Origin of the sequence: Curtobacterium sp. ME12 (genome assembly GCF_903970855.1) — a bacterium.
Taxonomy (GTDB): domain Bacteria; phylum Actinomycetota; class Actinomycetes; order Actinomycetales; family Microbacteriaceae; genus Curtobacterium; species Curtobacterium poinsettiae_A.
Window position 1 is genome coordinate 19,435 of sequence record NZ_CAJCKD010000025.1, and the last position, 10,491, is coordinate 29,925.

A 10,491-nucleotide genomic window follows, 5' to 3' on the forward strand; every position below is an offset into this window, starting at 1 on the left:
TGTCCCGCGGTCCGGTCGCGCCCGCGGTGCACGGCGGACACCGATGTCTCCGGCGCGTCGACTCGCCACCCTGCGCTGGGTCATCGTCGCCGTCTGGCTGGCCCTCCTGATCACCCGGATCGTCGTCGTCTCGACGGCGCCGGGTGTCGACCTCTCCTGGTACGGCATCGTCGAGTTCGGCGCGATCGCCCTCGGCGTCGTGGTCATCGTGGTCGCTGTCGTGCGGACCGCGAGGGCACGGCGGCGGCAGGCGGACGAGGCGCTCGCGCTCGCCATCCGGCGGATCGACCCGACGGTGTGGCTCGTGCCGGCGGCGCCGACACCGGAACTCCGAGGCGTCGTCGACGAAGTCCGTCCGGACACCCACCTCGGTTCGCGCGTGACCTGGGCCTTCGGCGCCACCGAGGCCTCCCTGTGGGAACTCGACGAACGGCGGGCGACCCGGCTGCTCGTGATCCGGTGGAGTCGCGTCGTGCACGTCGGGCTCGAAGACGTGGCGGACGGCGTCGACGGCTCGGACGGCCCGGGGCGACCTGGCCGTTCCGGTGGTGCTCGCCGCGCGTGTGCGGTGGCGATCCACCACGTGCGGCCGGACGACACCCCCGCCGTGGCGACCTTCTTCGTCCGGACGGCCCCTGGTTCGCGTCGGCTGCTCGGGCGCGGTCCGCGGCTGGACCGGCTCGTCGCCGACCTGGCACGGGAACGCATCGTCGCCTGACGCGACGGAGGGCCCCGCGGTCAGCGAGGCCCTCCTCGAGAGCCCGCACCGACCGCCATGGCAGCGGGTGCGGCCGTCAGTGCGTGGACGGCTCCTGCTCGACCTCGCGGCGGTCGTCGTCGGACCACAGCGTGTGGAAGGTGCCGTCCTTGTCGATGCGCTGGTAGGTGTGCGCGCCGAAGAAGTCGCGCTGGCCCTGGATCAGCGACGCGGGCAGACGGTCGGACGCGAGCGAGTCGAAGTACGACAGCGCGGACGAGAAGCCCGGCGCGGGGACGCCCGACGCGGCCGCGATGCCGACGATGCGGCGCCAGGCGGCTTCGCCCTCGGCGACCGCGTTCGCGAAGTACGGGTCGACCAGCAGCGACTCGAGCTTCGGGTTCTCGGCGTACGCGTCGACGATGCGGTTCAGGAACTGGGCGCGGATGATGCAGCCGCCCCGCCAGATCTTCGCGACGTTGCCGAGGTCGATGTCCCAGCCGTACTCCTTCGCCCCGGCGATGATGAGGTCGAACCCCTGCGCGTACGCGACGACCTTCGAGGCGTACAGCGCCGCACGGACGTCGTCGGCGAAGGTGTCCGGCACCTCCGCGATCTGCGGACGGTTCTTGATCGACTGCTGCACGGCGGCACGCTGCGTCGGCTTCGACGAGACGGCGCGGGCGAACACGGCTTCGCCGATGCCCGAGACGGGGATGCCGAGGCCCACGGCGTTCTGCACGGTCCAGACGCCGGTGCCCTTCGAGCCGGCCGCGTCACGGATGACGTCGACGAGCGGCTTGCCGGTGTCGGCGTCACGCTGCTTGAGGACCTCGCCGGTGATCTCGATCAGGTAGGACTCGAGGTCGCCCTTGTTCCACTCGTCGAAGACCCGCACCAGGTCCTCCACCGAGAGCCCGCCGACGCGACGGAGCAGGTCGTACGACTCGGCGATGAGCTGCATGTCGGCGTACTCGATGCCGTTGTGCACCATCTTGACGAAGTGCCCGGCGCCGTCGGTGCCGATGTGGGTCACGCACGGTTCGCCTTCGGCCACCGCGGCGATCGACTTGAGGATCGGCCCGAGCGTCTCCCAGGCCTCCTTCGAGCCACCGGGCATGATCGACGGGCCCTTGAGCGCGCCCTCTTCACCACCGGAGATGCCGGTGCCGACGAAGTTCAGCCCCTGCTCGCGCAGGTCGTGCTCACGTCGGATGGTGTCGTGGAAGTTCGCGTTGCCGCCGTCGACGATGATGTCGCCCGGTTCGAACCGTTCGGCGAGCTGGCCGATCACGGCGTCGGTGCCCTTGCCGGCCTGCACCATGATGATGGCGGTCCGGGGCTTCGACAGCGAGGCGACGAACCCGTCGATGTCCTCGGACGCGATGAACCCGGCGTCGCCGTGCTCCTGGAGCAGCTCCTCGGTGCGGGCGTACGTGCGGTTGTAGACCGCCACCGTGTTGCCTTCGCGCGATGCGAGGTTGCGGGCGAGGTTCGAGCCCATCACTGCGAGTCCGACGACTCCGATGTTCGCCTGACCGTTGTTGTCTGCCACGAGGGCCTCCTTTGTCCTGACGTTGGCGCCCAACCTACGACCGGTGGTCTGGGATCGCACAGGTGTTGCGGGAACTGGGGATCAGAGTGCAGCGAATCAATACTGTGGAGGGATGAGCGAGCTCGCTGTCCACCCGCCCGTCCTCGTGATGGGCGTCTCCGGCTCCGGCAAGTCCACCATCGGCCAGGCGTTCACCGACGCCCTGGTCGCGCAGGGCGAACCGTGCGTCTTCGTCGACGCCGACGACCTGCACCCGGTCGCCAACAAGGAGAAGATGCGGCAGGGCATCCCGCTCACCGACGATGACCGCTGGCCGTGGCTCGACGCCTGCGCCCAGCGGATCGAGGCGGTCGAATCGGAGGGCTCCCGGTGCGTGATGGCGAACTCGGCGCTCAAGCGCGCCTACCGGGACCGTCTGCGCGAGTCCGTGCCGGGTCTCGTCATCGCCTTCCTCGACGGGTCGCGCGACCTGATCGCCGAACGGCAGTCCCACCGCCAGCACGAGTACATGCCGACGACGCTGCTCGACTCGCAGTTCGCGACCCTCGAGCGGCCGCAGCCCGACGAAGCCGCCGTCGCGGTGCCGATCGACGGATCGGTCGACGACACCGTGCGGAAGATCCTCGCCGCGCTCGCGGCCGACTGACGAGCGTCGACGACTTGCAACGGATCCTGGCGGTTCCTCCACAGGGCGCAGCACGGCCGTCGCCATCCCCAACCGATCCCCGGTCCCGTCTACTTCGAGGCGGACGCTCGTACCGTCGTTCCATGACCACGATCACTGCAGCCCGTTCAGATACCACCCTTGGTACCATCGACCCCATGGCCATGACCCTCCGACTCGACGATGCCGAGGCAGCGGCGTTGCGCAAGCGTGCTGACCTAGAGGAGCGCTCGATGCAGGAAGTCGCCCGCGCCGCCATCCGCGAGTACGTCGAGCAGCACAGCCGCAGCGATCTGATCGACGGCGTCCTCGACCGAGAACTCCCGCGCTACGCAGAGGCGCTCGAACGACTCGGCAAGTGATCCACCTCACGACCGACGAGGCGTTGCACGTCGCTCGTCGGACCCTGGGGGCTGACTACGCGATCCGCGACGTCGGACTGCTCGAGGCGGCGGTCGCGCGACCCGCCGCGTCGGTGGGTGGGAACGATGCCTACCCGACGCTGGTCGAGAAGGCGGCGGCGCTCGTCCACTCCGCTGTCCGGAACCATGCCCTGGTCGACGGCAACAAGCGCCTCGGGCTGATGCTGCTCGTGGTCTTCCTCGGCGTGAACGGGGTCCGGCTCCACGCCTCGAACGATCAGGCGTACGACTTCATCATCGCGATCGCCGAAGGGGAACTCGATGCCGTACCGGAGATCGCTGCGGCTCTGAGCTCGATGGTCTCGGACGCCTGAACGGCCGCTTGGACGGGGAACGGTCAGCGATCAGCGGCGCACCGCACTGATCGCCCCGTGCGGCCGGTGCCCCGGGTCCGTGCGGGTGTGGACGTCCACCACGTCGAAGCCCGCTTTGCCCAGCAGCGCCACCAGGGACGCGACCGGCCAGCGGTAGGCGGTGACGACCGCGTGGTCGAAGGCCTCGACCGCGGCGCCCTCGAAGAACCCGAGCAGCAGCCCACCGCCGGGGGTGAGCACCCGACGGAACTCGGCGAGTGCCCCACCGATCTGCGACGGTTCGTGGTGGATCACCGAGTACCAGGCCAGGACCCCGTCGACGCTGCCGTCCGCGAGCGGGAGCGCGTCGAGCGATCCGACCCGGAAGTCGACCGAGGCGCCGTGCGTCCGTCGTGCGTGCTCGACGAACTCCGGCACCGCGTCGATGCCGCTGACACGGTGCCCCTGCCGTGCGAGGTACGCCGTCCAGTGACCGGGGCCGCACCCGGCGTCGACCAGGGGACCGCTGCGACCGGCTGCCCAGGCCTCGACGAGGGCTCGGTCGTCGGGATGGACGGCGTCCATCGACCCGAGCAGCGCCGCGTACTCGTCGGCTCGAGCGCTGTACGCCGCCGTCACCCGCTCCGTCATGCGCCCGACCGTACCGCCGTACCGCCGCAGCGCCGAACCGTGCGAGGTTCCGTGTTCCGTGCGACCCGGCAACCCTCGCACCAGGCACGGAACCTCGCACCACGGGGTAGCGCCGCGCCCGCCAGCGTCAGAGCTTGAACGTCGCCCGCGGGATGTCGGACACGATGCGCCGGGCGGTGCGGACGGCGTCCTCCTCGGAGACCTGGTGCGTGACCACGAGCGACGCCAGGTACGCCGCGTCCGCCCGCCGCGCCATGTCGTGCCGCGCGGGGATGGAGCAGTACGCGCGGGTGTCGTCGATGAACCCGGAGGTCTTGGTGAACGACGCCGAGTCGGTGACGGCCGCCCGGTAGCGCCCGATGGCCGCCGGGGTGTCGATGAACCACCACGGCGCGCCCGCGTACACGGCGGGGTAGAAGCCCGCGAGCGGCCCGATCTCGCGGGAGAAGACGGTCTCGTCGACGGTGAACAGCACGAGGTGGAAGCCCGGAGCGGTGCCGAAGGACTCGAGCAGCGGCCGGAGCGGCTCGGTGAAGGACCCGACGGCCGGCAGGTCGTGCCCGGTGTCCGGCCCGAAGCGCTCGAGCGTCGGGGTGTGGTGGTTCCGGATCACCCCGGGGTGCAGCTGCATGACGAGGCCGTCCTCGACACTCATCTCCGCCCAGCGGTAGAGCATGTCGTGCCGGTACGCCGCCGCCTCGGCCTCGGTGACCGACGACGCGTCGCGCAGCGCCGCCGCGTGGATGCGTTCCCGCTCGTTCGAGGGCAGGGGAGCGGAGCCCGCGTCGAGCACCCCGGTGTCCGTGGCGGTCGCGCCGTGCTCGATGAAGTGGTGGCGACGTGCGCGGAGCGCCGCCAACAGCCCTGCGTGGGTGCCCGTGTCGATGCCGGCCGCCTCGCCGATCGACGCGACCACGGGCCTCCAGTCCGACCGCGTCGGGTCGAACACGGCGTCCGCGCGGAAGGTGGGGAGCACGCGGCCGGTGAAGCCGGGGTCCGCCGCGAGCTGCGCGTGCGCAGCGAGGTCGTCCGCCGGGCCGTCCGTGGTGGCGAGGACCTCGATGCCGAAGGCGTCGAAGAGCGCGCGTGGCCGGAAGGCGGGGGAGGCCAGCAGGCCGGCGATGTGGTCGTACTGGTCGTCCGCGTTCGCAGCTGACGGCGCCTGGTCGAGCCCGAACACGTCGTGCAGCTCCGTCTCGAACCAGTAGCGCACGGGGGTTCCGAGGAAGTCGTCCCAGTGCTCCGCCAGCTGCCGCCAGACGGCGCGGCCTGGAGGAACGGGGGTGGTTCCCGACAGGTCCGCGCGTCCCAGCGCGGCCAGGTCCACCCCGTTCGCGTGCAGCAGGCGGAGCACGTAGTGGTCGGGCGTGATGAGCAGCGACGCGGGGTCGCTGAACGGCTGGTCCGAGGCGATCAGCGCCGCGTCGACGTGCCCGTGCGGCGAGATGATCGGGGCGTCCTTGACCGCCTCGTACACGGTGCGTGCCACGGCTCGCGCTCCGGGGTCGGCGGGGAGCAGCCGGTCGGGGTGCGGTGCGAGCCGGGTGGGGGTGCTGGTGCGGGTCATCATCGACTCCTTCGGGGGCGGCGAGTTCGGGTCTGCGAGAGCGGGGGCTGCTCGTTCGGGATCAGCCGGTGCCGGTGCCGGCGCCGGCGCGGGCCGCCGGCCCGGTCGACTCCCGCACGGTCAGGTGGGTGGGCAGGGCGACGGCGCCGGACATGTGCTCCCCGGGCAGTTCGTCGGCGGGCAGGGCACCGAGCCGTCCGAGCAGCATCCGGATCGCCACCCGGCCGGCCCGTTCGATCGGCGAGGTCATCGTGGTGAGCGGCGGGTTGCAGAAGTCGGCACCGAAGATGTCGTCGCAACCGACGATGCTCATGTCCTCGGGGACGCGGACCCCGCGCTCCCGCAGCCGGGCGAGCATCCCGATGGCGATCAGGTCGTTGAAGGCGATGCACGCGGTCGCACCGGCGTGCACGGCGGCGTCGGCGGCCGCGGCGCCGGAGTCGACGAAGGGGGCGTGCGGTCCGACCCGGGCGACGCGGATCCCCAGGCGCTTGGCGACCTGCACGAGCGCGCGCCACCGACGCTCGTTCGACCACGAGCTGTCCGGCCCGGCGACGTACAGGATCTCCCGGTGTCCGAGCGACACCAGGTGCTGCACCGCCTGCTCCACTCCGCCGGGGGTGTCGATGAGCACCGACGGCACGCCGGTGGGCCGACGGTTCACCACGACGAGGGGGATCCGCTCGGCGAACCGCGCGATCTGCGCGTCCGACAGTCGTGAGGCCGTGAGCACGACCCCGTCGGCCTTCGCCCCCACGGCGGTGAGCGCGGCCATCTCGGCGTCGGCGGACTCCTCGGTGTCGACGAGCAGCTGCGTCCAACCGGCCCCGGCGAGCTGGTGCTGGGTGCCGCGGATGACGTCGAAGTAGAACGGGTTCGTGATGTCGGACACGAGCACCGCGACGGCGCGGGTACGGCCCGAGGTCAGTGCCCGGGCCTGTGAGTTGGCGACGTAGCCGAGCTCGCGGGCCGCCCGCTGGATGCGCTCCTGGGTGACGGCGTTGACCCGGTCGGGCAGGGACAGGGCGCGGGAGACGGTGGACGCAGCGACCCCGGTGGCGTCGGCGATGTCGCGGATGGTGACGCGACGCGCAGCGCCCGTGGCACCGCCCGTGGCGCCGCCCGTGCGCCCGCCGCCGTCCGTCGAGAGGTCCTTCACGAGGCCGAACGTATTCGCGTTTGGCAACAAGTGGCAACCGGTTGCCGCATGTTGCCAACGGCGGAACAGTGGTGCCACCGAGCAGCGCCGCTCGGAGGAGGTCTCGAGGAGGAAACCCCCGTGAAGACGCGAAGACTGCAAGTCCGCACCCTCGTCGGTGCCGTCGCCGTGGTCGCCCTCGCCGCACTGTCCCTGCAGGGATGTGCCGTGGTGAACGGCAGCGGCGACGACCCGAACACCCTCCGCGTGATGATGGGCGCGGACACCACCTACCCCGAGGAACGCAAGCAGTGGCAGCGGGAGACCGCCGCCGAGTTCGAGCGCACGACCGGTGCCGACATCCAGTGGGAGACCTACTCGTCCGCGCAGGAGGAGTTGACCGCGATCCAGACGAGTGTCATCTCCGGGCAGGGCCCCGACGTCTACGCGATCGGCACCACCTTCACCCCGACCGCGTACGCCACCGGGGCCTTCGTCGAGATGGGCACGAAGGAGTGGGACGCGATCGGCGGCAAGGACCAGTTCGACCCCGCGTCGTTCGGCATCTCCGGTCCGAGTCCGTCGAAGCAGATCGGGATCCCGTTCGCCAGCCGTCCGTTCGTGATGGCGGTGAACAAGGACCTGCTCGCCGAGGCGGGGATCACCGACATGCCCACGACGTGGGACGAGCTCACCGCCGACGCGAAGGCCACCACGGGTGACGGACGCCACGGCATGGCGATCGCCTACGCCGACGGCTTCGACCCCTGGAAGTTCGTCTGGGGGATGGCCCAGAACGCCGGCAACACGATCGTCGACGGCTCGAAGGCCGAGATCGACAGCGAGGCCGTCGAGAACGCCTACCGCACCTACTTCGACTGGGTGACGAAGGACGGTGTCGTCGACCCGGCCGCGATCGGCTGGAACAACGCCCAGGCCCTCGCGCAGTTCACCGAGGGCAAGGCGGCGTTCTTCCCGATGACGACCACCACCGCCATCAACTCGTTCCAGGACACCAAGGTCGACGGCAAGTACGAGTTCGCACTGCTGCCCACCGTCCCGCCGGGGGCGTCCGAGCGGCCGTCCGACGGCATCGAGGCCGCCAGCATCCTGTCCGGCGACAACTGGGTCGTCGCCGACTACGGCACCAAGCAGGAGCTGTCGTTCGCGTTCGTCAAGCAGCTCAGCGCCCCGAAGGCCCAGCTCGAGTACTACGACCTGTTCGGCAACCTGCCGACGAACGCCTCGGCTGCCGCCGACCTGGCGGCCGACAACCCGCAGCTCAAACCGATCATCGACGCCGGCCGCCTGTCCAAGCCGACCGCGTTCACCGGCGCCTGGTCCGACATCCAGCTCGCCCTGGTCGACGTCGTCGTGCAGTCGATCCCGTCGCTGAAGTCCGGCGAGGTCACCGACGACCAGCTCCGCAAGCGACTGCAGGACGCCCAGCAGGACGCCCAGGCCACCCTCGACCGTCAGAAGAACGGAGGTCTGTGATGACCAGCACGCAGACCAGGCCCCGCACCGACGCGGCGCCGCCCCGGCCGGTCCGCCCGGTCGGCGGGACGCCCCTCTACAAGCGCGAGCGTCCGCTCTGGATGCTCATCCCCGGCGGGGTCCTCATGCTCGCCGTCATCGTGGTGCCGCTCCTGGTGGGCTTCTGGATCGCGATGCTCGACCTCGACCAGTACACGCTCCGCCAGTGGTTCAGCGCCCCGTTCGTCGGGTTCGCGAACTTCACCGAGGCCTTCACGAACTCGCCCCTGCTCCACTCGATCTGGATCTCGGTGTCGCTGTCGGTGCTGGTCACCGCGGTCACCGTGCCGATCGGGGTCGCTGCGGCGATCTCCACGCAGAACCGGTTCCCGGGGCGCGGCCTCGTCCGGTCGATCTACCTGATCCCCTACGTGCTGCCCGCGTTCGTCGTCGGCACCTTCTTCCGCACGATGCTCCAGCCGCAGGGCGTCGTGAACTCGATCCTGCACACCGACGTGCTGTGGCTGAACGGCTCGGCGTCGTACTGGGCGCTCGCCGGCGTGATGATCTGGACGAGCTGGCCCTTCGTCTACCTGCTGTCCCTTGCCGGGCTGCAGGCCGTGGACAACGAGGTGCACGAGGCCGCCGCGCTCGACGGGGTGACCTGGTGGGCGAAGCTCCGCTACATCATCTTCCCGTACCTGCGCGGACCCCTCAGCCTCGCCGTGATCATCGCGATCCTGCACAACATCAACAACTTCACGCTGCCGTTCGTGCTGTTCGGCATCCCGCTGCCGTCCAGCGTCGAGGTGATGCCCGTCCTGACGTACATCGCGAGCTTCCAGTCGTTCCGCTTCGGTCTGTCCGCAGCGATGGCGATCTGCTCGCTCGTGATCGTCGCGATCCCGCTGTTCGTCTACCTGCGAGCCGTCAAGCTCGACACCGGTGACGACGCCGGGCCCAGCCGGAAGCAGCGTCGCGCCGACCGCGCCACGCTCGCAGCCGCCCCGACCGCCGCCGACATCGACGGAGCACGCGCATGACCACCCCGAGCACGTCCTTCAGCACCCGAACCCGCCCCACCGCGACGCTCACCGAGAGCATCACGACCGGCAGCGGCGGGCGACGGAGCAAGCGCCCCTACGACACCGACGTCACCCGGCTGCTGCCGCGCTGGCTGCTCGTCACCGTCATCGCGGTGATCATCGCCTTCATCGCCGTCCCGGTGCTCTACATCCTGTTCGGCTCGGTCAACTCCGACGTCGCGGTCGCCCGCGGCGAGTACTTCCCGTCCGAGTTCACCCTGTCGAACTACGTGGAGATCTGGTCCACCGTCGCCCTCGGCGAGGGACTGGTGAACTCGATGCTCACCGCCGGTGCCGTCGCCGTCGCGAGTGCCGCGCTCGCCGTGTCGACGGCCTACGTGCTCGTCCGGTTCCGGTTCCTCGGGCGGCTGACCATCCTGCGTGGGCTCCTCGCCCTGCAGTCGATCCCCGGCACGCTCCTGCTCCTGCCTGTCTTCGTGGTGTTCTCGAACATCGCCAGCGCCACCGGCGTGCAGATCATCGGCACCCGGTGGGGCCTGTTCGTCACCTACCTGACCTTCGCCCTGCCGTTCTCCACGTGGGTCATGGTCACGTACCTGCGCGGCCTGCCGAAGGAACTCGAGGAAGCGGCCCGCATCGACGGCGCCAGCTCGACGAAGATCCTGACGAAGATCGTGCTCCCGCTGTCGTGGCCCGGCATCGTCGTGTCCGCGATCTTCGCCTTCCTGCTCGGCTGGAACGACGTCCTGTTCTCCACGATCATGACGACCCCGAACACCCGGACGGTCGCCGTCGTCCTGCAGGTGCTCGGCACCACCCAAGAGGGCGGCGCCGTCCCGATCTACGGCCAGATGATGGCCGCCTCGATCGTCTGCGCCGTCCCCGTCGTCGCCCTGTACCTGATCTTCCAGCGCTACCTGGTCGGCGGGCTCACCGCCGGCTCCGTCAAGTAGGCCGCAACCCAGAACCGGACGGGAGGCCC

The 10,491-nt window shown here is 70.4% G+C and carries 11 protein-coding genes; 7 read left to right on the plus strand and 4 right to left on the minus strand.

Annotated elements, in window-relative coordinates; translation table 11 throughout:
* Window positions 1-43: 43 nt before the first annotated feature.
* On the plus strand, window positions 44-718 hold the full coding sequence (locus H7A73_RS12545; protein ID WP_182066258.1) for a hypothetical protein: 675 nt from the start codon (window positions 44-46) through the stop codon (window positions 716-718).
* Between the two features lie 76 nt (window positions 719-794).
* Here the strand turns inward: H7A73_RS12545 and gndA are convergent, their stop codons facing one another.
* Window positions 795-2,252 (minus strand): NADP-dependent phosphogluconate dehydrogenase, encoded by a 1,458-nt coding sequence (gene gndA / locus H7A73_RS12550; protein ID WP_182066259.1) that lies wholly within the window; start codon window positions 2,250-2,252, stop codon window positions 795-797.
* A gap of 112 nt (window positions 2,253-2,364) precedes the next feature.
* Between gndA and H7A73_RS12555 the strand changes: the two genes are divergently transcribed.
* The 3 genes from H7A73_RS12555 to H7A73_RS12565 all read left to right on the plus strand — a co-directional run bounded on the left by H7A73_RS12555 (window position 2,365) and on the right by H7A73_RS12565 (window position 3,652).
* Window positions 2,365-2,898, plus strand: a complete 534-nt coding sequence (locus tag H7A73_RS12555; protein WP_182066260.1) for a gluconokinase — start codon at window positions 2,365-2,367, stop codon at window positions 2,896-2,898.
* Between the two features lie 122 nt (window positions 2,899-3,020).
* Entirely contained in the window at window positions 3,021-3,278 is a 258-nt protein-coding gene (locus tag H7A73_RS12560; protein ID WP_250892243.1) for a ribbon-helix-helix protein, CopG family, read from the plus strand.
* Complete coding sequence (locus H7A73_RS12565) at window positions 3,275-3,652, plus strand: type II toxin-antitoxin system death-on-curing family toxin (RefSeq protein WP_182066261.1); 378 nt, start codon at window positions 3,275-3,277, stop codon at window positions 3,650-3,652. Before H7A73_RS12560 ends, H7A73_RS12565 begins: the two co-directional genes overlap by 4 nt.
* A gap of 30 nt (window positions 3,653-3,682) precedes the next feature.
* Here H7A73_RS12565 and H7A73_RS12570 read toward each other — a convergent pair whose 3' ends face one another.
* The 3 genes from H7A73_RS12570 to H7A73_RS12580 form a co-directional block, all read right to left on the minus strand.
* Window positions 3,683-4,282, minus strand: a complete 600-nt coding sequence (locus tag H7A73_RS12570; protein ID WP_182066262.1) for a class I SAM-dependent methyltransferase — start codon at window positions 4,280-4,282, stop codon at window positions 3,683-3,685.
* A 127-nt stretch (window positions 4,283-4,409) separates the two neighbouring features.
* Window positions 4,410-5,849: a glucuronate isomerase gene (uxaC, locus tag H7A73_RS12575; RefSeq protein ID WP_182066263.1), complete on the minus strand. Its 1,440-nt coding sequence runs from the start codon at window positions 5,847-5,849 to the stop codon at window positions 4,410-4,412.
* Window positions 5,850-5,910: 61 nt separating this feature from the next.
* Entirely contained in the window at window positions 5,911-7,008 is a 1,098-nt protein-coding gene (locus H7A73_RS12580) for a LacI family DNA-binding transcriptional regulator (RefSeq protein ID WP_182066264.1), read from the minus strand.
* Window positions 7,009-7,128: 120 nt separating this feature from the next.
* Here H7A73_RS12580 and H7A73_RS12585 point away from each other — a divergent pair, with 120 nt between their 5' ends.
* Genes H7A73_RS12585 through H7A73_RS12595 form a run of 3 tightly spaced genes read left to right on the plus strand, consistent with a single transcriptional unit; the run spans window position 7,129 to window position 10,462 of the window.
* Complete coding sequence (locus H7A73_RS12585; RefSeq protein WP_182066265.1) at window positions 7,129-8,484, plus strand: ABC transporter substrate-binding protein; 1,356 nt, start codon at window positions 7,129-7,131, stop codon at window positions 8,482-8,484.
* On the plus strand, window positions 8,484-9,506 hold the full coding sequence (locus tag H7A73_RS12590; protein WP_182066266.1) for a carbohydrate ABC transporter permease: 1,023 nt from the start codon (window positions 8,484-8,486) through the stop codon (window positions 9,504-9,506). The genes H7A73_RS12585 and H7A73_RS12590 overlap by 1 nt, the downstream gene beginning before the upstream one ends.
* Complete coding sequence (locus tag H7A73_RS12595; protein ID WP_206647628.1) at window positions 9,503-10,462, plus strand: carbohydrate ABC transporter permease; 960 nt, start codon at window positions 9,503-9,505, stop codon at window positions 10,460-10,462. Before H7A73_RS12590 ends, H7A73_RS12595 begins: the two co-directional genes overlap by 4 nt.
* The last annotated feature ends 29 nt before the right edge of the window (window positions 10,463-10,491 follow it).